The following is a 20,315-nucleotide window of genomic DNA, read 5'->3' on the forward strand; positions in this document are numbered from 1 at the left end:
CTCCTGTTCCACCGTTGCTCCCAGCCCCTGATGCGGCCGGGCACCTGCCGCTGCCCTTGCTGCGGCAGTACGTGGCCGGAGCGTTGCCCGCCGCCGAGCAGCACCGCGTCGAGGCCCACACCCTGGACTGCCCCCGCTGCGCCGAGGTGCTCGAGGGCCTGGAGCTCACCGACGCCGCTTCCACCGATCAGGCCCTAATGGAGTTGCAGCAGCGCCTGCGCCAGCGCGTAGCCCAAGCAGAAGTGCCCCAGCGGGCATTTCGGGCGTGGCAGGCCGTGGCCGCCGTGCTGCTCTTGCTGCTGGCCAGCACGGCCGTGTGGTGGGGCCTGCGCCGCCCGGCCGCTCCCGTTGCTGAATCGGCCCCGGTGGCTATGCAGCTGCCCAAGGTAGCCGATAACGCGGCTACGGCCCCCGTCACGACCCCGCCGGAAGCCGAGACTGCGCCCGAAGCCCCGGCTGTAGCCTCGGCCCCCGTACTCACCGAGCCTGCCGCACCGGCTCCTGTTGCGCCGCGCCCGGAGCTGCCTCGTCGGGCGTCCCGGACGGCCCGTCGGGCTGCGGCTCCGGCGGTAGCCTCGGTTCCCGATTCCCCGGCAGAGGTCAGCGGTACAATGGCGGCAGCTGACCAAGCTCCCGCCGTCGCGCTACAAACGGCCCCAGCCAACGCGGCAGCCCCGGAGGCTGCTACGGAAAGTAAAGCTCTTGTCGATACGGTAGGGGCTCCGGCCGGGGCAATTGCCAAGAGCAAGCAAATCCTGACCGAGGAGCGCGTGGCCCGCAAATCGGCTCTGCCCCCGGTGCCCACGCTGAGCCCGCAACCGGCCGGGGGCTACGCCCGCCTGCGCGAATACCTGCGACGCGAAGGCATGTACCGGCCCGAACTTCCGGTGCAGCAGCTCTCGGGCACGGTACGGGTGAAATTCACGGTAACGGCCGCCGGCAAGCTCGAAAACTTCCAGATCGTGCGCAGCATGCGGGCCGACTACGACGCCGAGGCCATCCGCCTGCTCTGCGAAGGCCCCACCTGGCAGCCCGGCACGGCCAACGGCCGCCGCGCCGACCAAGTCGTTGAAATCAACATCAGCTTCTGATACCGGCTTCCTGTATAAAGACAAAGAAGCGGCCCTACACAGGGCCGCTTCTTTGTCTTTATACAGGAGTGATGTGGAGGTAGCTACCCGCTGTAGCCGCCGCCGCTTTCGGCTTCGGTGGCGCTGCCCCCGGGTTCTACGTCGCGGGGCAGGTCGGGCTGGGTTTTCACCTGTACCTGGCTGTAGTCGGGGCTGCCGTCGCCGGCCGGAGTGGGCGTGTCGATGGCCGCGGCGGGCTGGTGCTGGGCGCTGGGATCCCACTTGTGCATCACCTCAAAGCTGATTTTAGCCGTGATGCGGTACTCCACAATCTTGTTGTCGCGCACCCGGCAGCTCTGGTCCTTGATATAAATCGACTTAATGCCTTTCACAGTGGTGCTGGCTTCGGTCAGGGCACGTTGCAGGGCATCTTCAAAGCTTTTCTCGGAAGAAGCCAGAACCTCGATTACTTTTTTGATTGTGCTCATAGCGCAGAAAGGTGTTGGGGATGGTGCTTGGGAGAAAGTGTACGTAGCCGAGAGGTAAACAGCTGTCGGGGTTGGGCAAAAATGGCCTTTCGTGCGCCAGAATCAGGCACCGCAAGAACCTGCGGCCCTAAGCCTTTCGTCGGCGGTTTCGCAGATTTGGTCGATGTGGTGCAATGCTAAGTAGTTGGCTTTTAGCTGAAAGGCGAACCGGGTAGCGGCCCGTTTGGGCCCAGTGGCTCAACTGGCACGGTTTTGTAATGTAGACTCCTCAGAACGCCCGCTGTTGCAATGCGCGCCCCGCAGCAGCCCGCTTCCTTTCTGACATATCCCTCCTGATTTTCCTTTTTGCCATGAACTCCAAAAGCCTTGTCGGGCGCTTGGCTGTAGCCGCGCTTTTGCTTTCCTCTTCGTTTTCCGGGGCCCAGGCCCAGGTGCGCCGCTCTACCTATTCTACTGCCCCAGCCCGTCCGGTGTACTCTGCCCCGGTGCGCACCTCGCCCGCCACGCCCGGCGTCCAGTTTGGCCTGCGGGCCGGCGTCAACGTGTCGGATTGGTCGGGTGATGCCGTGCAGAGCGTGATGGACCTGGCCGGCTACGCCAACGGGGCCGTGACCAAGGAAATGAAGCCCGGTTTCCACGCTGGCGTCTACGCGACCATTCCGCTCGGTCCCGGCTTTGCCATCGAGCCCGGCGTGTCCTACTCCGAGAAGGGCGCCCGGCTGGTCGGTACCCTGCCCTGGGAGCAGTTCGACTTCCTCAACGCCCGCGTCACGGCCACCTCGCGCATGTCCTACATCGACGTGCCGGTGCTGTTCAAAGGCTACCTGACGCCGGGTTTCTACCTGTTTGCTGGTCCGCAGGCCTCGTTTTTGGTTAGCAACAAAGTGCGCGTAGAAGCCGGGGCCCTGGGCTTCAATGCCTTCTCCACCGACTTTGACGTGAAAAACCAGTTCCGCTCGGTCGACTTTGGGGCCGTCGGCGGCCTGGGCTACCAGTTCGACAACGGCCTGGGTCTGAGTGCCGGCTACGACTTTGGCCTCTCGTCCCTGGACAAGAACAACCGTTTCGATGCCCAGAACCGGGTAATTAAAGCCTCGGTGAATTATTCGTTCTAAGAATGCTCCCACTTCGGCAGTCAGCCTTCAGCTGGCGTCCGCAGAGCGAAAGACCTTATCCCGTCGCGCAGCTTGTTCTGGCGTGATAAGATCCTTCGCAAACTCAGGATGACAGAATAAACAACAGTATCAGCCGGCCTCGTTGCTTTTGCAGCGGGGCCGGCGTCTTTTTAGGCCTGAGTTCGGGTTGTTGCGTACTTTTACCGCTACCACGAAACGGATTCGTCACTTCATTCCCGCTACATGCAATTCCGCACCGAGAAAGACACCATGGGCACCGTGCAGGTGCCGGCCGACGCCTACTGGGGCGCCCAGACCCAGCGCTCTATCGAGAACTTCCAGATTGCGCAGGATATCAACCGCATGCCTAAGGAAATCATCCGGGCGTTTGCCATCCTGAAGAAGGCCGCGGCCCTCACCAACCGCGACGCCGGCGTATTGCCCGCCGAAAAAGCCGAGCTGATTGGGAAAGTGTGTGACGAAATCCTGGCCGGGCAGCTGGCCGATGCTTTCCCGCTGGTGGTGTGGCAAACCGGCTCGGGCACCCAGTCCAACATGAACATGAACGAGGTGATTGCCTACCGCGGCCACGTGCTGCAGGGCGGCAGCCTCGCCGACGAGAAGAAGGTGCTGGCCCCGAACGACGACGTGAACAAGTCGCAGTCGAGCAACGACACCTTTCCCACGGCCATGCACATTGCCGCCTACCAGACCCTGGTGGAGGTAACCATTCCGGGCATCACCAAGCTGCGCGACACGCTCAAGCGCAAGAGCGAGGAGTTCATGCACATCGTCAAGATTGGCCGGACCCACCTCATGGACGCCACCCCGCTGACCGTGGGCCAGGAGTTTTCGGGCTATGCTTCCCAGCTCGACCACGGCCTGCGCGCTATCAACAACACCCTGGCTCACCTCTCGGAGCTGGCCCTGGGCGGCACGGCCGTCGGCACGGGCATCAACACCCCGCCCGGCTACTCCGAGGCCGTAGCCAAGCACATTGCCGACCTGACCGGCCTGCCCTTCATCACGGCCGAAAACAAGTTTGAGGCTCTGGCTGCCCACGATGCCATTGTGGAAGCCCACGGTGCGCTGAAAACGGTAGCGGCTTCGCTGATGAAGATTGCCAACGACGTGCGCCTGCTGGCTTCGGGCCCCCGCGCGGGCATCGGCGAGCTGTTTATTCCCGACAACGAGCCCGGCTCCAGCATCATGCCCGGCAAGGTAAACCCCACCCAGAGCGAGGCTATGACCATGGTAGCGGCCCAGGTGATGGGCAACGACGTGGCCATCAACATCGGCGGCATGAACGGCCACTTCGAGCTGAACGTGTTCAAGCCCGTCATGATTTACAACTTCCTGCACTCGGCCCGCCTGATTGGCGACGTATGCGTGTCGTTCAACGACCGGTGCGCCGAGGGCATCCGCCCGCTGGAGGAGAACATCAAAAAGCACGTCGATTCGTCGTTGATGCTGGTCACGGCCCTGAACCCCCACATCGGGTACTACAAAGCCGCCGAAATTGCCCAGACGGCCCACAAAAACGGCTCGACGCTGAAGGAAACGGCCCTGCAGCTGGGCTACCTCACCGAGGAGCAGTTCAACGAGTGGCTCAAGCCCGAGGACATGGTGGGCGAGATTAAGAAATAATAGACCAACAGGAACGTCATGCTGAGCTTGCCGAAGCATCTCTACCGCAGTAGTAAAATTGATTTACTGTGGCGGTAGAGATGCTTCGGCAAGCTCAGCATGACGTTCTGATTTTACGGCTAAAGCCCACCCAAGAGCCTATTCCCACCCTCATGGACTGTTCCCGCTGTATCACGCTCGAAAACGCCCGCGTCCGGCTGCGGCCGTTGGAGTGCTCGGATTTTGAAGACCTGAAGGCTGTCATCTTCGACGACGACATCTGGCGCTTCACCACTACGCCCAACCCCGGCGACGCCGTGGGCCTGGCCGCCTACCTGACCCAGGCCGTGCAGGACCGGGAAAATCACCGCCGCTACCCCTTCGCCATCATCGACCGGCAGACGGGGCGAGTGGTAGGCAGCACCAGCTACGGCAGCTTTGCCTTACCGGAAAAGCGCCTGGAAATCGGCTGGACGTGGATTGGGCGGGACTACCAGCGTACTGGCCTGAACCGAGCGGCCAAGCACCTGCTGCTTAAGTATGCCTTCGGGGAACTGGGCTGCGAGCGGGTGGAACTCAAAACCGACGCCCGCAACTGGAAGTCGCGGGAGGCCATGCGCCGCATGGGGGCCACGGAGGAAGGCGTCTTGCGCAGCCACATGTTTACCCAGGGCGGGCTGCGCCGCGACTCCGTGTATTTCAGCATTCTGAAACCCGAGTGGGACCAGCTGCGCCTCACCGTGTTTCGTGAATTCGACGCCCGTGGCTGAGCCTACCGACAGCCTGCTGCGGCGCCGCATTGCCAGCTTTGGGCACGCTTTTCGGGGGGTGGCTGCGGCCCTGCGCTCCGAAGTGCACATGCAGTTTCACGCCGTGGCTACGGCCGTGGTCATCGGGCTGGGTTTCTACTTCGGCATTTCCCGGCTCGAATGGGCGCTGGTGTCCCTGGCCATCGGGACGGTCTGGACGGCTGAGCTGCTGAACACAGCTATTGAGGTCGTCGTCAACCTGGTGTCGCCGGGGTACCATCCGCTGGCGGGCAAAGCCAAAGATATTGCCTCGGGTGCCGTGCTGATGGCCGGTTTTGGGGCGCTGGGCGTGGGGCTGCTCATATTCGGGCCCCGGGTATGGGCCTTGCTCTAAAAGCAAATCTACCTTTGCAGACTGCTGACGCCTACACGCCTGGGGGCTGTTGGGGCTAAGAATAGGAGGACACTAGCCGGGCTGCGTTGAAGCTGAGGAAAAAAGCGCAGGGAAAGCCTTTATATAGGATAAAGTTTATATTTGGGCTTCTGGCCCGGAGTGAGTGGGTTGTCAGCTCTCATTGGTAAGGCAGCATGCGCTGTACCGCGCCCGACTTTGAGTTTGACAGTTGGGTAAACACGGTATATGAACAAGCTCTTCCTGCTGGTTTTCTTGCCTACGGGCCACGCCCCGCTGGGCCTAGCCGTGAGTGGTGCCTTGGGCTACGTTGTTAGTGAAACCGGCAACCTACTGCTGTTGGCCGTGCCGATATCTGCCGTCCGCTAATCGTTTTTGCTGCTGATAGTGAGTAGTGGTATGGCTACTACTGGGCTTGCCAGTAGTACAAGAGTCAAGCGGCAGTCTGCCAGGGCGGGCTTGGGGTCAATACGAGGACAGAAGTGCTGACTAGCCGCGCCGGCCGTAGCTCCGGTTTACCTAGCTCAGCGCCTGCTCCTGAGCTTGTAAGAGCTGCATTGGCCTTAAACAATGGGCCGCCAACTGCGTAACCCAAGTTTATCTGCATCTTTGCCGCCTCATTGCAACCAGCAGGAGCGGAGTATTGCTAACTGCTCAATCGTATGCGTCTTTCTGTGCTTCTGGCCACTTCCCTGGCCGCTTCGCTAATTTCCCTAGCCTGCACCCGCGGCGTGTCGGTGAATACCCCCACCGATCCGCCGGTCAGTGGTAGCGTGAACGGCAACGATACGCCCAACCCGACCAGTGCCAACACTACAGACTTGCGCCCGACCCAAACGACGGCCTTCGATACCACCTCGCGCCCGCGCTGGCTCGAAGACCGAATTCAGCGCCACTTGGCCGAGCCCAAGCAGAACCCCATTGTTCAGATTTCGCGCTACACCTACAAAGGCCAGGTGGTGTACTACGAAACCTTGGGCTGCTGCGACCAGTTCTCCAACCTGTATAACACCAAAGGAAACCTGATTTGCCATCCTGAAGGAGGCCTTACCGGGCGTGGCGACGGGCAGTGCCCCGACTTTGAAAAAAACAGAACCGGCGAACGGCTGGTTTGGCGAGACCCGAGGTAGACCGGCTTTGTCTGCCCTAGTCCCGCTTTCTTTCGCCTTTGCATTCACTTTTTACTACTATGATTAACACCAACGAAAAGCTGGGGGCCTACAACGTGTGGGCTAACGAAACCCTGCTGCGCCACCTCGACGGCCTAGTAGCTGCGGGTCAGGAAATTCCGGCCGTGTGCCTGCGCTTGTTCAGCCACGTTCTCAATGCCCAGGCCATCTGGATTGCTCGCCTGTCGGACACCAAGAGCCCGGTGAAAGTGTGGCAGGAGCACGACTTGGCCGGCTTGCACCAATTGCACGAGCAAACTTCCGAGCACCTGCACCACCTCATCCGCAGCGCCGATGACGCTGAGCTGAACCGTATGATTTCCTACACCAACTCGGTGGGAGATGCCTACACCAGCCAGGTATCGGATATCTTCACCCACGTGCCTGTGCATGCCAACTACCACCGCGCCCAGGTAGCCACTCGCCTGCGGGAAAATGGCCTGGAGCCCATCAATACCGACTTCATTACCTACTGCCGGGAACTCTCGGCGTCCGGCAAGGAGCAGGTAAGCTTATAAAGCCCCGCCCCGGCTGGCTCAGCCCTTTGGTTTCTGAACCGAAGGGCTTTTTGCTGGTTATAGAGCATTCTTCGTCTTCTCTTTCGAATATGGCTACTCCAGTTCTGAGTGCTGAGCGCCTTGCCGCCAGCTATTCCTATGCCGCTTACCGTCAGCTGATTGATGTGCTGCAGGCGGATGGTAAAACCACCGGCCCTCAGCAGTCGGAACTGCTCACCAACTACACCCGCCTGAATGTGCAGCGGATGAGCCGCCTCGACAAAACCGTGCACTTGCTGCCCGAGCTAAGCGAGGCCTTGGCCGCTCTGACCAAACCCTACATCTGGCTCATCATTACGGAAGGCTGGTGCGGCGACGCTGCGCAGATTGTGCCCGTTCTGGAAGCCACGGCCCAGGCCTCCGCCGGAAAAATAACTACGCACTACCTGCTGCGGGATGAAAACCTGGACCTGATGGATCAGTACCTGACCAACGGCGGCCGCTCCATTCCGAAGCTGGTGGTGCTCGATGCGGCAACCCTGACGGAAGTGGGGCAGTGGGGACCCCGGCCCCATACGGCTCAGCAGATGTTTCTGGAGTTGAAAAGCCAAAACCTGCCGTTTGAGGAATTTAGCACCCAGCTGCACGGGTGGTATGCCAAAGATAAAACCCAAAGCACCCAAGCGGAGCTACTAACACTGCTCCGAAGCCTGCAGTAAGTAGGTCCTGCTGCATAAAAAAGCCCTGTCCATTGCGGAACAGGGCTTTTTTTACGCGGTGTGCTCTGTAGAAAGGTCCGCAGAGCAACGTTGAACTACAGCACTGGCTTAGCGCTGCTCCGACTGATTGCTGAGGGACGCCCGCAGCTCCGATTCGCTGCCGTTGCTGCCCTGCACGATATTGCCGTCTAGTACAGGCTTCAGGTTGTAGCGGCCGTTACCCCGGGCTACTACCTGCTTGTTGGGGTTGATAATAGCCAGAACGGCATATTTTACCCCAGCCGTTACCGTGGCATTTACTTTCAGTTTCAACCCCGACGTTTGGCCGCTGGGAGTTTCCAGGGGTACAGTGGTGCCATTGGCCAGGCGGATCGTGCTGTTTTCACCCAGAATGAGGCGTAGCTGCTTGATTGTGCCGCCTTCAAAGGCTGCGCTGGTAAACAAAGGTGAAGCAGAGCTGGTCGTGGTCAGCAGGTTGCGCAGCCCGGGCTGCACCCCAGGCAACGTGCTCCAGCTGCTGGTGTTTTCGTCCGTGTCCTGGCTTACTTCTACGGCCACCAAATCGATGTTTACCGCTTGGTAGGCATTAGGATCTTGCTTAGCCGCAGTAGTGGAGGCCTGTGGCTGAACGGCCGCGTCCTGCATAGCATCCTCGCAGCCGGTTAATAAAACGGCTGCGAGCAGCCCAGTGCAGAGTAGGTGAGTTTTCATACAAACGGTGGCGGAATGAAGTAGGTAAAAGTTTAGCGGTTCAAACCTAGAAAATTACCAGCGGATTATCCGTATAGTGACACGGAAATATTTTTGTATTGTACTGTTTCTTAATGATATAACAATAGCCTGTTCCCCTTGATAGAAATTCCCTTTTTGGGAAAGGGTACCTTTGCTATGGCTTGCAGAGAGGCAAAGGCCGAATGCCGCCCCGATTCCGGCCAACATGTATAAAGCAAAAGCCCCGACGGTCGACCGTCGGGGCTTTTTGTTAGATGAACAGGCAGCTTAATTAAGCTTGACCTGTCCTAGATTGGTGGCTTGGTTGTTTACCACGATAACTCCGGTTTGGGTAACAGCGCGGTAAGCGGGCTGGTTGGCCGGGGCGGTAGCGGTAGGGTAAAACTCGACCCGGTAAGTACCCGAGGGCAGAGCCAAAAAGCGGAAAGCCCCGGTTGCATCAGCGGCGGTGCTGAAGGTATCAGCAGGGGTGAGCGACGAGCGGATAGCCAGCACTTGGGGCAAGGCCGCCGCGGGCGTAATCTGCCCGTAAATGCTACCGGCTACCTCCTGGGCCAGTAGCCGCACCACGGGCTTCAGCAGGTAGCGCTCCTTCTTATCGTTGCCGGGCTTCCAGTTGCCCCGCTCCACAATGGATTTAGCCACGTCAAAGTCGAGTAGCAGCTGGAACGACTCCCCCTGGCGGAGCGTAACTTTGTCGAGCTTCAGTTTCACGCCCGAGGTCTGGCCGCTGGGCGTTTTGAGGGTGTATACTTCCCCGTTGGTAGTCGTCACCGTATTGTTGGGGCCCAAAATCAGCCGGATTTCCTTAAGGTCGCCGGGGGCAAAGTCAGTGCTGACCAGCAACGCCGAGCGGCCATTTACATACTCCAGCACATTGATGGCCTGCGGGGTGAACGGCAACACTTCCCAGCCGGCCGGGTCACTTTCGTCGCGCAGGTGAACTTCAATTTTCTGCACGTCCAGATTAACACGGCTAAAGTCGCCAGGGGCATCAGTGAGCCGCACTTCCAGTTTCGCCGAGTTTTGCGCAGAGTCGTTGTCTTTCGAGCAGCCGGTCAGGGCCAGGCCAGCCAACACGGCCAGAGAGAGGAGTGGTTGGAATTTCATGCGGGAAAAAGAGAGTGTGGAAAAAAGAGCGGTGGTGGGTCGTTTGTACAACTACCCTGGTTCTTCGTTTCAGACAATAATCAGTCCAATAGACTACCGCTCTCCTTCTCAAACTCCTATTCCCCTGATTTTGTACTATCTCCCGGGGCTGGGTCTGGTGCCTTCGTGGCTGGTTTCTTAGGCTTGCCAAACAGGTTGCCCAGCGACTGGGCCGCTTGGTTTTTCAGCTTGGCCTGAGCTTCCAGGCGTTTCTTTTCCAGTTCCTGACGAGCTTTGTCTTCCAGCTCCAGGCGCTTGCGGTCCAGTTCCTTCCGGGCGCTATCCTGGGCTACCTGAGTACGAGCCGCCAACTTAAGCTTGGCATCATCCACCTTGCTTTGCACCACACTCTGGACGAGGCTTTTGGCTACGTCCTTGGCTTGGGTTTTTACGCTGCCCGTAGTTAGAGCCACTTGGGGAGCGGCTACCGTCCCCCCGATTTTCAGGCCCAGCGTCACGCGCTCCGTCCCTTTGATGTCTTGTACGCCGGTCAGCTGGGTGAGCTTGGCATTCAGGGCGTTGCCCACTTTGCCAGTCGGCACGTCGAGGGCCATGACGTATTCCAGGGCTCCGCCGATGTTAGAAGAACCGCCCAAAGTGCTCTTGATCTGGCCCACGGTAAAGTCAAAGGGCTTCACGATAAAGTTGCCGTTGATCAGCTCGGCCGCCACGTCCTTGTTGTTGACGGCAAAGCTCTTGAGCTCCTGCAGCTGGGTCAGGGAGCTGATTTTGCTCAGCACCGGCGAGGCCCCCACGGCGGCCCGAACTACTTCAAACAGGCCCTTGCCCGTGAGTGTGCTGTACACGGGCATCATATCCTGGCCCATTTCCCCGCTGACGTTGAAGTTGGTGGAGAAGATACCTTCTACCTGAGAGGCCAGGGGCACGAGCTTTTTCACCGAGTTGAAGGCCGTAAAGGCGTTCTGGAAATCCAGGTTCTTGATGTTGAGGCCCAGGTTGAACTTGGGGTGGGCCAGGTCCTTGCTGGTATAGCTGCCGGTAGTGGCAAAGTTGCCGCCCAGCGTAGTAAAGGTCAGGCCATTGAGGTTGACGGCCTGGTCGCGCACGGCCAGGGCGCCCTTCATATTGTCGAGCTTGAGGTTGTCGTATACTACTTGGCCCACATTGGCGTTCAGGGTCAGGTCGAAGAATTTGGGAATCTCCAGTATGCCATCGGCCTGAGTTGGGGTGGCTGGTGCCTTGGCGGCCGTGGTAGCGCCGGCGCTGGGCTGCCCACTCACGTTGTCGACCATCCACTCGTTTACGTTGAAGCGGCGCGAGTCCACGTTGAGGGTGCCCCGCAGGCTCTGGCCGGGCGTAAACAGATAACCCATGTAGTTGGAAATCGTGCCCGAGGCGGCAATATCCGACGAGCCCACAAAGCCCGTCATGTCGCGCAGCACAATCTGGTCGTTGTTGAACGTGGCCGTGGCTTTGGTCACCTTCACGCCCTGGGGTAGGTCCTTGCTCTTGTAAGTCACGTTCTGAGCATTCACCGTGCCCGAGGCTACCACGCTCTGGTACCGGCCGGCTTCGATATCAGCCATCTTGCCTTTAGCCGCTACGTTGCCGTTCAAGCGCCCCGTTACGGTCATGCCTTCCAGGGGGAAAATCTTGGTCAGCTTGGTTAAGTCTACGATGCCTTTGATATCGGCATCGAAGATGGGCTTGTCGATATTCTGAGCGGCGACGCGACCTTCCAGCGGTTCGCCGTCGAGCAGCATCCGAAACTGCGGAATGTCGATGCGGGTGTCGTTCACCTGGCCCGTAGCATTCATCACCGTGCCGTTCAAGGTCAGGTTTTCGATAGGAGCCGGAAACTGCTTGCTCTTTACATACCCGTTGGTCAGGTTCATCTTGGCATTTACCACCGGCATCTGGGTCTTAGAATAGGTGCCCTTGCCGGTAGCATCCACGAAGAGCTGCCCGCGCAGGGTCATGTCCGGCACGGGGTACACTTTCATCATTTCGGCCAGGTCGACGTTGGCTTTCACGCGGCCGTCAATTTTCATTGGCTCCAGTCCGTCCACAATGACATTGCCATCCACCGGGTTTTTGCCCAGGTCGAGGTGGAACTGCTTCACGTTCACTTTCACGTTGTTGGTGAAGCCGGAAGGGTTATCCACGTTCATGTCCACGTTGATGTTGCGGGCCGCCTGGGGCAGCTGCGGGTAGTGAAACATGCCGTTTTTGATTTGCAGGTTCACGCCGTAGCCCGGCATCTTCACTTCGTTCTGCACCCCTTTGAAGTAGCCGTCGAAAGCTACTTTGCCGCCGGCCTCGACGTTCTTAAACTGCTCGGTATACACCCCCGGCACCAGACTCAGAATATTTTTGAAGTCGGTTTCCAAGGCCTTGAAGGTCAGGTCGTAGGTAATATCGGTGGCGTTAGGCAGGCCGATGCTGCCCTGAAAAGAAGCCGGAAAATCGTTGAGCTGCACCTTGTTGTCCTTGAAGGTGAACAGCATCTTGCCCAGGTCCATGGCCATGGTCACGTCGGCCGTCAGCTTCTTCTTCGAAATGTATTCGGTGCCGGCATAGGTCATCGACAACTGGTCGGCTGTCGTTTGGCTTACCATGTCGAAAATATTGCTGGCAAAGTCGCCCGAGCCGGTATGGTTCAGGCCCCGCATCTCCATGCTGAATGGGATGGTGCGGTCCTCGTAGCGCAGGTGCCCGTCGTTCACCTGCCAGCCCTGGATGGCCAGGCGTACCTGCGTCGTATCCTGACCCTGGGCTGCTGCCGCCGAGTCCGAAATCATGATATCCCAGTTGGCCCGGCCACTTTTCAGTACTTTGGCGCTGATAGCGGGCTGGTCGAGTTCAATCGATTTGATCTTGATCTGGCTGCCCCGCACCACGCTCATCAGGTCCATGCCCAGCCGGAAGGAGGGCAGGTAGGCCAGCGTGTCGCGGGCAAACGAGTCTTTGCCAATCACCCGCAGCTGGTCGATACTCAGGGCTAGGTCCGGAAACGTGCTCAGCAAGCTCAGGCTAACGTTGCCCGGGTCATATTCCACTTTGGCATGTACCCGCTGGGCCAGCTGCTTGTCGAGGGCCTGCTTGATTTTATCTTTAAATAAGATAGGCGTCAGGGCTACTGCTGCTACCAGCACGACCAGAAAGATCAGTAAGCCTAAAAAGAATTTGCGCATACGAGTCAGAGAAAAACCAGATTGTAGTCGAAGCGAAGCCGCAGTATACTCAGCTATTGACAAAAGTAGTGCAGAACTTTCCGGAAGCCCGATCCTGTGGCCGCTAGATGTAGTATAAAGTGCATTCCGGGCCGGCAGCAGCTTCGGGAGGTAGTAGCCCCCGCTAAAAAATGGATGATTTTTGCATTTTAGTTCCGCATTGCAAAGCAGGGCACGTACGAAAACAGGTACGAAACGCGTTGGAGAAATTGCTTATGGGTACCGGTCGTGTTTCTTCTGCTCGGGTTGCGTGCTGCCAGCGGCGGTGGCAGTTGCTGGCTGCCCGGTCGGTGCTGACGGCTGGCGTGAGTATAGCTAGCTGTAGCATGGTCCAGAGTCAGGATTTATATTTTGCCCAGCCCTATGCAACCCGAATGCATACCAATCCGGCGTTTACCGGGCTACTCGACGACTACAGCATCACGCTTAGCTACCGCAACCAGTTCCCAACATTGGCCGGTACTTTTCAAACCAGCCAGTTGGCGGCCGACTACCGCTTCACCAGTCAGACCAGCGCCGTTGGGGTGCTGCTGAACGTCGACCGGACCGGCCAGATTGGCTACACCCGCCTTGAAGCCGGCGGTACGTATGCCTACCACGCCCGCCTCACGCCCCAGCTGAGCTTCAGCGGCGGGGCTCAGGTCAGTTATGGCAACCAGCGTATCAGCTACGACAACCTCGTCTTCGGCGACCAGCTTGACGCGACTGGCAATGTGCAGGGCGGCACCCGCGAAACGCTCGACTATAACCCAGTCAGCTACCTCACCCTGGGCACCGGACTCTTATTGTACTCTGACCGGTTTTGGCTGGGAGTGGCAGGGCATCATCTCAACCAGCCCGACCTCGGGTTTCAACGCCAAACAAAACTGCCCCTACGATTGAACTTAAACGGGGGGTACAAACATTTCTTCGTGCGCAGCACTGCCAAGCAGCAGTACCGCGAAATAAGTTTGGCCCCTACCGTGAGCTATACCCGTCAGGGCGGTAGCCAGCGGGCCGAGGCTGGGCTATACGCCGTCGTGACGCCCATTACGCTGGGATTGGTGTATCGGGGCATTGCTATGCCGGGCTCAGCCAGCCCCCAGCAGATCCTGACGGCTATTGCCGGCCTGAGCGTAGGGGCATTTCGGCTCGGTTATAGCTACGACGCGAGCTTGAGTTCCTTGAGTGCCGACTTGGGTGGAGCACACGAGCTTTCCCTGAGTCTGCGAAATTTCGATTCGCTGGAAGCGGCTTGGCGCCGGTTGAAACGGCGTAATTACCCGTCAATTCCTTGCCCAGCGTTCTAAAATTTCGTATTATTGCATCCGAATTGCCTTTCCTAAATCATTTTCTCTCAGGTAGTTTCAACTTGATCATGAATTTTTCCAAGTACCTGCGTTTTGCGGTCGTAGGAGCCTGCGCGCTGGCTTCCTGTAAGGGTGGGCCGCCCACAGCTACCAAACCCGGTAAGTACAGCTCGACGACGGGCATTGAGTACAATACCGAGGAAGGCATGAAAGTAGCCGACTATCAGGGCATTCCTGAGGGTCCGGGTTTGGTGTTTATCGAAGGTGGCCGTACTGTACTGGGTACCCAGGAAGAGGACGTAACCATGTCGCACGACAACATCGAGCGGACTGTCACGATTGCCTCTTTCTACATGGACGAAGCCGAAGTGGCCAACATCCACTGGTTGGAGTATCTGCACTTCGTGCGCAAGGACTCGTCGGAGGAAATTTATCAGCGTGCACTGCCCGACACAACGGTGTGGGCCCGGGAGCTGTCGTTCAACGACCCTTACGTAGACTATTACCTGCGTTACCCCGGCTTCCGATATTTCCCGGTGGTAGGTGTAAGCTGGCTGCAGGCCAACGACTACTGCACCTGGCGTACAGCTAAGGTAAACGAGCGTCTGGCCATGGACGCAGGTGAGGGCAGCGAAGAAGCTCCTAAAAAGAAAGGTGGCCTGTTTGGTCGTAAAAACAAAGATGCCGGCGGTGATGCTGCTGAAGGCACGGACACTGGTGGAGGTGGCGTAAAAATATCCATCGAGAACGGCAATACCTTGCCCAACTACCGTCTGCCCACCGAAGCCGAGTGGGAGTACGCCGCTCAGGCTCTGATCGGTACCCAGGAAGTAGGCAATGAAAACCAGGAGAACAAGCGTATCTATCCTTGGGATGGTCGTCAAGTGCGGAACCCCTATGGCAAGAGCATGGGCTCGTTCCTGGCCAACTTCAAGCGCGGCCGTGGTGACTACGCCGGTATTGCTGGTAGCCTGAACGACGGTGCCATGATTACTGAGTATGTGTATGCCTACCCACCAAACGATTACGGCCTGTACAACATGTCGGGCAACGTAAACGAATGGGTACAGGACATCTACCGTCCGCTCTCTTTCGAGGATGTGGAGGATCTGAACCCCTTCCGTCGTAACGGCTTCCTGGACCCCTCCGAGAAGTACGACAAGAAGAACTACCAGTCGCTGATCGACGACCACGTACGGGTCTACAAAGGCGGTTCGTGGAAAGACGTCGCCTACTGGCTGTCGCCCGGTACGCGTCGCTTCATGGCCGAAGACTCTGCGACGGCTGCTATCGGTTTCCGCTGCGCCATGATCAACGCTGGCTCGAACAAGTAAGCTGATCCACTTTACTGAACATACAGGCCCCAGTCTTCCCGAAGACTGGGGCCTGTATGTTTTATAGACTTCTTGAGCTAGGCCAGCTATTGCTCGGCGCAGGCAATGGTGGCAATACTCACGTGTTGGCAGCCGGCAGCAAGCAATACAAGGGCACATGCCTCCAAAGTTGCGCCAGTCGTTAGCACATCGTCTACCACCAGAATTCGCTTACCAGCCACGGTGGCTGGATGGGCTACTTCGAATACCGTAGCGACGTTTTGCCAGCGCTGCGTACGGTTCTTTTTGGTTTGGGAATCGGTGTGCTCGTTGCGGCGCAGAATGCTGGGGTCCCAGGGTAAGTTCAGGCCTTGGGCCAAGCCTTCGGCAAAGCAATCCGACTGGTTGAAGCCGCGTTTGGCGAGCTTGCGCGGATGCAGGGGTACTGGTGCAATGAGGTCGAAATCGTTTTGAAGCCCTTGCTGAGACAGTTCCAGGCCATACCAGTGGCCGAGCACCTGGCCTACTTCACGTTGGCCTTGATACTTGAGCTGGTGGAGCAAGTGCTGTACCCGACCGTGGCGCAGAAAGCGCAGATAACTTAAGGTGTGCTGTACTGGCACCTTGCCCCAGAAGCGGCGAGCCAGCGGGTTCTCTTTTTCAGCCAGCTTGTGGTAATCGGTATACGGAAGCTGGGCCCGGCAAGCAGTGCAGATATGCTCTTCGCCCCGGGCCAGCGAGTCGGCGCAGGCCAAACAGGTTTGCGGGAAAATAAGGCCGACAAAGTCGGTGATGAAAGCGGGTAACATAGAGCGGATAAGACGTAGTGACAGAGCAAGCTATAGCGCCCGGAAAATACAAATTTCGGTTAGTATCGCTTCTACAAAAACCACGAAGTGAAAACGATACGTCGGCAGAGAGAGAACTGCCACGCAGGAAGGTGACTTTTGTGCCTACTTTCGTGTTTAGAGTCCGAACTACACCTCTGCTACCATGAGCCAAGTCTCTGAGTTTAATGAATACCGCCAGCGCATGAATGAAAAGATCATGGCGGCTGACAACAAAGTCATCAAGCGCTTTTTCAACCTCGACACCAACACCTACCAGGCCGGCGCGCTGGACGTGAAAACCAAGGAAATGCTGGGCCTGGCCTGCTCTATGGTACTGCGCTGCGACGACTGCATCAAGTACCATTTGGGCAAGTGCCACGAGGAAGGCCTTTCTGACGAGGAAATCTACGAGGTGTTTGCTATTGCCAACCTCATCGGGGGCAGCATCGTGATTCCGCACTTCCGCCGGGCTGTCGAGTACTGGGAAATTCTGAAAGAAGAAGCTACTCCCGTAGCCCCGCCTCACCACCACGACGCGTAGCCATGCCCCTGCACGTCGACGAAACGGAAGCGCAGTTTGAGGCCCGTTGGTGGGAACTGATGAATGAGATGCGCGCCCGGTTTGGCAAAAAGCCTGACCTGAACGCGCTGCTGCTGCTGATTGGAGTGCAGGAACTGGGCCAGGGCGCCGGGCCGTTTACCAAAGAGCAGAAACAAGACCTGATGCACATTGCTACCTGCCGGCTGTTTAGCCTGTCGGGGCACTATGCGCTAGACCATGTGGATGAGGAGGGCTGGCCCCATTATACCCTCGTAAAGCCCGTGCCGTTTGCCAATCTGAAAGAGCAGGAGCGCATGCTGAAGTGGCACATTTTGGAATACTTTGAGGCGTTCATGAAGGAGTAAACCGGCGCGGCTTTGTCTGCAAGACCAAGTACGCATGACTCAACTAACAAGTCGGCACCTTCTTTCTTCAGCAGCCCGGGGTCGGAATATCGGTCCCGCTGCCTTACTGTTTTCAGCACTGTGAAAATCATAACCTACAACGTGAATGGCTACCGCTCCGCGTTGAGCAAAGGGTTGCTCGACTGGGTAAAGCAAGCCGACCCGGATGTGCTGTGCCTCCAGGAAATCAAGGCCGGAACGGCACCGTTGGATGTATCCGGGTTTGAGGACCTGGGCTACAAGGCTTACCTGTATCCAGCTCAGAAACCGGGCTACAGTGGGGTGGCTACCTTCACGAAGGTTCCGCCCCTGCACGTGGAATACGGCTGCGGGCAGGAGTGCTACGACTTGGAGGGACGGGTGCTACGCCTGGATTTTGCCGACTGCTCGGTCCTGAACGTGTATATGCCTTCGGGCACCAGCAGCGAGGAACGCCAAGCCTTCAAAGTTGAATGGCTGCACTTCTTCCGCCGCTACGTGCAGGAAATCAAAGGGCAGGTGCCGCCCTTGGTCATTGGGGGCGACTACAACTGCTGCCAGACGGATATTGACCTGCACAACCCAAAGGCCAATCAGAAAAGCCCGGGCTTCACGCCCGAAGAGCGGGCCTGGTTTGCCGATTTCCTGGCCGACGGGTTTACGGATTCATTTCGCCACCACCACGGTCCGGCGACGGGTCACTACTCTTGGTGGACTTTCCGGGCCGGGGCTCGGGCCCGCAACGTGGGCTGGCGCCTCGACCACCTGCTCGTCGACCAAGCGTTGCAGCCCCGCATTGCCGACGCTGGCTTGCTGCCCGACGTGGTGCACTCCGACCATTGCCCCGCCGTGTTAGAGCTGAGCTAAGAAGCTGGGTTATACCTAAAATACCCGCCCCGCTAGGTTTCCAGCGGGGCGGGTATTTTTATGTTCCGAGAAATTAAGCCAGCAGCGCCTCGGCTACTTCCCGCCCGGTGGCCATAGCCGCATTCAGCGACGGATAGGCTGTGTAGTCGCCGCAGCGGTACAGGCGGTCGGCCACTTGCAAGGGCTGGTGCGGCGGCTGACCGGCTGAGTACACCGGCAAGGCCTGGGGCAAGTGGTAGCTACGCAGGTGCTGCCACCGTTGCGCTTCGGGACCAAACCAGGCTGCTAGCTCCTCACGCAACCGGGCGGTAAGGTCCGCTTCGGGCAGAATTGGGCTTCCGTGCGTGCTGACTGACACCAGAATGCGGCCGGTGGGCGCGTACTCGGGGGCCACGTCGCTGGTGAAGGCCACGTTATGAGCCAGCGAATCGGGAGCGGCATTCAGGCGAAGCAACTGGTCAGCTTTAACCGGCGGGGTGTCGGCGGCGAAGTAGGTACAAGTAGTGCGGCGCCAGGCGGTAGGGAACGACAGGCGGCTGGTGGGTAACAGGCGAGCCGCAGCTTCTCCATCGACGGCCACTACTACGGCTTGGGCTGCTAGAATCTCGCCACTGGTCAGTCGCACCTGGGTGCCTTCTGTGGCCTCAACCTTAGTATTGAGCCGCACACTGCCAGCGGGCAGCCGGGTAGCCAGCTGCTCGGGAATCTGCTGCATGCCCAGGGCCGGCACGGCCGCGTCGCCTTCCACAAACTGCTTGAAAACAAACTCGAAAAAGTTGCTGGCCGTGCTCAGGCTGCGGTCCAGGTATACGCCGCCAAAAAAGGGGCGGAAGAACGAATCGATGATTTGCTCACTCCAACCGTTCTGCCGCAGATACGTCAGGGTGTCTGAGGAAGGAAAGTCGAGCAGCTCCTGATTACCGCTGTTTTTCACCCGCTGCGCCAGGGCCGCAATCCGCAGCTTATCGGCTAGAGTACCAATGGGCGAAGTAAGCGCAGAAAAGGCCGCCAGGGGCTGGTCTAATGGGTTAACAAGGGTGGTTTGCCGGCCGTTGGCCAGCCGGATAACGGCTCCGGAACGGAAAGCCCGCAGCTGCAGGGCGCCGTAGTCGAGCATGCGCTGCACTTCCGGGTAGCGCGTTTGGAGTACCTGAAAGCCCCGGTCGAGGCGGAAGCCCTCGGGCGTAACGTCGGTGCGTACCCGGCCCCCAACGGCGTCAGCGGCTTCAAGAACCAACACAGACCGACCTGCGCGGTGCAGGTAGTTGGCGCAGGTAAGGCCCGCCATACCGGCCCCAATGATGATGATGGGAGTAGCTGTAGAGTCGCTCATACGTTGCTGAACTGCCAGAGCCGGCGGAAGGTTAGGCCGAGTCCTGGCGAGAATTGCCAAGGTGGAAAGTATCCAGTGATAATTAAGCTGGTAGCAGCTTAAAACAATGGCTTACGGGTCTTCATTACCTTGCGGGTCTTCATGGTGTAGAAGTCGGCCACGCCATTGCGGGTAAATGTGACGCGCCATACGCCCATCGGGTCGCCGAGTTTATAGCCGGTGGCCTGGTCCTGCGGGTATTGCTTCTTGATTAAGGCGTAGTCGGCCGCCGAAATGTCCTTGCCAACTTCCCCGTGGCAGCGCAGGCACTGCGCATCGGCCAGCAGAATGGGCCGCTGGTACACAAACAAGTCGGCGGTGGGGCGCTGAATCAGCCGTGCCGTGTCGGGGTGTAGGGCGGTGCCGGGCAGGGGCGCATGATTGTGCACGTTGCGCGGCCGACCCGATAAGCGGCGGGCAGTGGCTTGCAGCACGTGAGCCAAAGAGTCGGTGGAAGCATAGGCTTCGGGGCGGCAGAAGGGCAGGGCCGCCGCTACCCCGCCAGTACGCAGCTGTTGGGCCAGCAGGCGGCGCAGCTCCCGGTCGGCCTGGCCCGTGAGCGAGTCGCCGGCCCAGCGGGTGGCGTGCAGAAAATCAGCGGGCAGGATGCGCTTCACGGCCATCTTTTCCAGGGTGGTGGCAATCTGCTTCCCGTTTTCAATGTGTTCAATCTGGTCGGGCCGGCAGCTTGCCAGCAGATTCAGCGCCAGAAAGCCCCCGGCCAGGAAAGAGTAGGTGAAGCGCATAGCAACAAAGACAACAGCAGCCCCGGCAGCCGCCGGAGTCGGTAGTGCAAACAA

At 58.7% G+C, this 20,315-nt stretch carries 21 protein-coding genes; 14 read left to right on the forward strand and 7 right to left on the reverse strand.

All coding sequences use genetic code 11. The features are described from left to right. Positions 1-14 precede the first annotated feature (14 nt). Complete coding sequence (locus tag E5K02_RS18135; RefSeq protein WP_167856481.1) at positions 15-1,091, forward strand: TonB family protein; 1,077 nt, start codon at positions 15-17, stop codon at positions 1,089-1,091. Between the two features lie 83 nt (positions 1,092-1,174). Here the strand turns inward: E5K02_RS18135 and E5K02_RS18140 are convergent, their stop codons facing one another. Beyond that, positions 1,175-1,558 carry a dodecin family protein gene (locus tag E5K02_RS18140; RefSeq protein WP_135396610.1) on the reverse strand — a complete coding sequence of 128 codons (384 nt, stop codon included), beginning with the start codon at positions 1,556-1,558 and terminating at the stop codon, positions 1,175-1,177. A gap of 350 nt (positions 1,559-1,908) precedes the next feature. On the opposite strand from E5K02_RS18140, the gene E5K02_RS18145 reads away from it, so the two are divergent. From E5K02_RS18145 to E5K02_RS18175, 8 genes are all read left to right on the forward strand, one after another. Then, entirely contained in the window at positions 1,909-2,673 is a 765-nt protein-coding gene (locus tag E5K02_RS18145; protein WP_135396611.1) for a porin family protein, read from the forward strand. Positions 2,674-2,916: 243 nt separating this feature from the next. After that, positions 2,917-4,320, forward strand: coding sequence for a class II fumarate hydratase (fumC, locus tag E5K02_RS18150; protein ID WP_135396612.1), 1,404 nt, complete (start codon positions 2,917-2,919; stop codon positions 4,318-4,320). A 152-nt stretch (positions 4,321-4,472) separates the two neighbouring features. After that, a complete protein-coding gene (locus tag E5K02_RS18155; RefSeq protein WP_135396613.1) occupies positions 4,473-5,069 on the forward strand; it encodes a GNAT family N-acetyltransferase in 597 nt (198 codons plus the stop codon). Beyond that, positions 5,047-5,442 carry a diacylglycerol kinase family protein gene (locus E5K02_RS18160; protein ID WP_240737351.1) on the forward strand — a complete coding sequence of 132 codons (396 nt, stop codon included), beginning with the start codon at positions 5,047-5,049 and terminating at the stop codon, positions 5,440-5,442. Before E5K02_RS18155 ends, E5K02_RS18160 begins: the two co-directional genes overlap by 23 nt. Positions 5,443-5,688: 246 nt before the next feature. Then, positions 5,689-5,829: a hypothetical protein gene (locus tag E5K02_RS25620; protein WP_167856482.1), complete on the forward strand. Its 141-nt coding sequence runs from the start codon at positions 5,689-5,691 to the stop codon at positions 5,827-5,829. Positions 5,830-6,122: 293 nt separating this feature from the next. Further along, positions 6,123-6,590 carry a DUF6970 domain-containing protein gene (locus tag E5K02_RS18165; RefSeq protein WP_240737352.1) on the forward strand — a complete coding sequence of 156 codons (468 nt, stop codon included), beginning with the start codon at positions 6,123-6,125 and terminating at the stop codon, positions 6,588-6,590. A gap of 59 nt (positions 6,591-6,649) precedes the next feature. Beyond that, positions 6,650-7,147 (forward strand): DinB family protein, encoded by a 498-nt coding sequence (locus E5K02_RS18170; RefSeq protein ID WP_135396614.1) that lies wholly within the window; start codon positions 6,650-6,652, stop codon positions 7,145-7,147. A gap of 89 nt (positions 7,148-7,236) precedes the next feature. Then, positions 7,237-7,845 (forward strand): thioredoxin family protein, encoded by a 609-nt coding sequence (locus E5K02_RS18175; protein ID WP_135396615.1) that lies wholly within the window; start codon positions 7,237-7,239, stop codon positions 7,843-7,845. A 108-nt stretch (positions 7,846-7,953) separates the two neighbouring features. Here the strand turns inward: E5K02_RS18175 and E5K02_RS18180 are convergent, their stop codons facing one another. From E5K02_RS18180 to E5K02_RS18190, 3 genes are all read right to left on the reverse strand, one after another. Then, the gene (locus tag E5K02_RS18180) at positions 7,954-8,556 is read right to left on the reverse strand and encodes a DUF4382 domain-containing protein (protein WP_135396616.1); all 603 of its coding nucleotides are present in this window, start codon (positions 8,554-8,556) and stop codon (positions 7,954-7,956) included. A gap of 288 nt (positions 8,557-8,844) precedes the next feature. After that, on the reverse strand, positions 8,845-9,687 hold the full coding sequence (locus E5K02_RS18185) for a DUF4382 domain-containing protein (protein ID WP_135396617.1): 843 nt from the start codon (positions 9,685-9,687) through the stop codon (positions 8,845-8,847). Between the two features lie 116 nt (positions 9,688-9,803). Next, on the reverse strand, positions 9,804-12,881 hold the full coding sequence (locus E5K02_RS18190) for an AsmA family protein (protein WP_135396618.1): 3,078 nt from the start codon (positions 12,879-12,881) through the stop codon (positions 9,804-9,806). Between the two features lie 254 nt (positions 12,882-13,135). On the opposite strand from E5K02_RS18190, the gene E5K02_RS18195 reads away from it, so the two are divergent. Together E5K02_RS18195 and E5K02_RS18200 are read left to right on the forward strand one after the other, a co-directional pair. Further along, the gene (locus E5K02_RS18195; protein WP_262709863.1) at positions 13,136-14,209 is read left to right on the forward strand and encodes a PorP/SprF family type IX secretion system membrane protein; all 1,074 of its coding nucleotides are present in this window, start codon (positions 13,136-13,138) and stop codon (positions 14,207-14,209) included. Positions 14,210-14,277: 68 nt separating this feature from the next. Next, complete coding sequence (locus tag E5K02_RS18200) at positions 14,278-15,543, forward strand: SUMF1/EgtB/PvdO family nonheme iron enzyme (protein ID WP_206025982.1); 1,266 nt, start codon at positions 14,278-14,280, stop codon at positions 15,541-15,543. Between the two features lie 86 nt (positions 15,544-15,629). Here E5K02_RS18200 and E5K02_RS18205 read toward each other — a convergent pair whose 3' ends face one another. Beyond that, positions 15,630-16,331: a ComF family protein gene (locus E5K02_RS18205; protein ID WP_135396620.1), complete on the reverse strand. Its 702-nt coding sequence runs from the start codon at positions 16,329-16,331 to the stop codon at positions 15,630-15,632. Positions 16,332-16,515: 184 nt separating this feature from the next. On the opposite strand from E5K02_RS18205, the gene E5K02_RS18210 reads away from it, so the two are divergent. The 3 genes from E5K02_RS18210 to E5K02_RS18220 all read left to right on the forward strand — a co-directional run bounded on the left by E5K02_RS18210 (position 16,516) and on the right by E5K02_RS18220 (position 18,143). After that, positions 16,516-16,893, forward strand: coding sequence for a carboxymuconolactone decarboxylase family protein (locus E5K02_RS18210; RefSeq protein ID WP_135396621.1), 378 nt, complete (start codon positions 16,516-16,518; stop codon positions 16,891-16,893). A 2-nt stretch (positions 16,894-16,895) separates the two neighbouring features. After that, the gene (locus E5K02_RS18215) at positions 16,896-17,258 is read left to right on the forward strand and encodes a hypothetical protein (RefSeq protein WP_135396622.1); all 363 of its coding nucleotides are present in this window, start codon (positions 16,896-16,898) and stop codon (positions 17,256-17,258) included. 120 nt (positions 17,259-17,378) lie between these two features. Continuing rightward, positions 17,379-18,143, forward strand: coding sequence for an exodeoxyribonuclease III (locus tag E5K02_RS18220; RefSeq protein ID WP_135396623.1), 765 nt, complete (start codon positions 17,379-17,381; stop codon positions 18,141-18,143). Positions 18,144-18,216: 73 nt separating this feature from the next. Here E5K02_RS18220 and E5K02_RS18225 read toward each other — a convergent pair whose 3' ends face one another. Next, positions 18,217-19,476, reverse strand: coding sequence for an NAD(P)/FAD-dependent oxidoreductase (locus E5K02_RS18225; protein WP_135396624.1), 1,260 nt, complete (start codon positions 19,474-19,476; stop codon positions 18,217-18,219). Positions 19,477-19,574: 98 nt separating this feature from the next. Then, positions 19,575-20,261, reverse strand: a complete 687-nt coding sequence (locus E5K02_RS18230; RefSeq protein ID WP_135396625.1) for a c-type heme family protein — start codon at positions 20,259-20,261, stop codon at positions 19,575-19,577. Between the last annotated feature and the right edge of the window lie 54 nt (positions 20,262-20,315).

Origin of the sequence: Hymenobacter metallicola (assembly GCF_004745645.1) — a bacterium.
Lineage (GTDB): Bacteria > Bacteroidota > Bacteroidia > Cytophagales > Hymenobacteraceae > Hymenobacter > Hymenobacter metallicola.

Excerpts from the sequence above, each read along its gene's own strand:
- E5K02_RS18140 (WP_135396610.1), bottom strand. The coding sequence starts at position 1,558 with ATGAGCACAATCAAAAAAGTAATCGAGGTTCTGGCTTCTTCCGAGAAA.
- E5K02_RS18170 (WP_135396614.1), top strand. The coding sequence starts at position 6,650 with ATGATTAACACCAACGAAAAGCTGGGGGCCTACAACGTGTGGGCTAAC.
- E5K02_RS18165 (WP_240737352.1), top strand. The coding sequence starts at position 6,123 with ATGCGTCTTTCTGTGCTTCTGGCCACTTCCCTGGCCGCTTCGCTAATT.
- E5K02_RS18185 (WP_135396617.1), bottom strand. The coding sequence starts at position 9,687 with ATGAAATTCCAACCACTCCTCTCTCTGGCCGTGTTGGCTGGCCTGGCC.
- E5K02_RS18210 (WP_135396621.1), top strand. The coding sequence starts at position 16,516 with ATGAGCCAAGTCTCTGAGTTTAATGAATACCGCCAGCGCATGAATGAA.
- E5K02_RS18195 (WP_262709863.1), top strand. The coding sequence starts at position 13,136 with ATGGGTACCGGTCGTGTTTCTTCTGCTCGGGTTGCGTGCTGCCAGCGG.
- fumC (WP_135396612.1), top strand. The coding sequence starts at position 2,917 with ATGCAATTCCGCACCGAGAAAGACACCATGGGCACCGTGCAGGTGCCG.
- E5K02_RS18155 (WP_135396613.1), top strand. The coding sequence starts at position 4,473 with ATGGACTGTTCCCGCTGTATCACGCTCGAAAACGCCCGCGTCCGGCTG.
- E5K02_RS18175 (WP_135396615.1), top strand. The coding sequence starts at position 7,237 with ATGGCTACTCCAGTTCTGAGTGCTGAGCGCCTTGCCGCCAGCTATTCC.
- E5K02_RS18190 (WP_135396618.1), bottom strand. The coding sequence starts at position 12,881 with ATGCGCAAATTCTTTTTAGGCTTACTGATCTTTCTGGTCGTGCTGGTA.
- E5K02_RS18180 (WP_135396616.1), bottom strand. The coding sequence starts at position 8,556 with ATGAAAACTCACCTACTCTGCACTGGGCTGCTCGCAGCCGTTTTATTA.
- E5K02_RS18230 (WP_135396625.1), bottom strand. The coding sequence starts at position 20,261 with ATGCGCTTCACCTACTCTTTCCTGGCCGGGGGCTTTCTGGCGCTGAAT.
- E5K02_RS18200 (WP_206025982.1), top strand. The coding sequence starts at position 14,278 with ATGAATTTTTCCAAGTACCTGCGTTTTGCGGTCGTAGGAGCCTGCGCG.
- E5K02_RS18145 (WP_135396611.1), top strand. The coding sequence starts at position 1,909 with ATGAACTCCAAAAGCCTTGTCGGGCGCTTGGCTGTAGCCGCGCTTTTG.
- E5K02_RS18205 (WP_135396620.1), bottom strand. The coding sequence starts at position 16,331 with ATGTTACCCGCTTTCATCACCGACTTTGTCGGCCTTATTTTCCCGCAA.
- E5K02_RS18225 (WP_135396624.1), bottom strand. The coding sequence starts at position 19,476 with ATGAGCGACTCTACAGCTACTCCCATCATCATCATTGGGGCCGGTATG.
- E5K02_RS18215 (WP_135396622.1), top strand. The coding sequence starts at position 16,896 with ATGCCCCTGCACGTCGACGAAACGGAAGCGCAGTTTGAGGCCCGTTGG.
- E5K02_RS25620 (WP_167856482.1), top strand. The coding sequence starts at position 5,689 with ATGAACAAGCTCTTCCTGCTGGTTTTCTTGCCTACGGGCCACGCCCCG.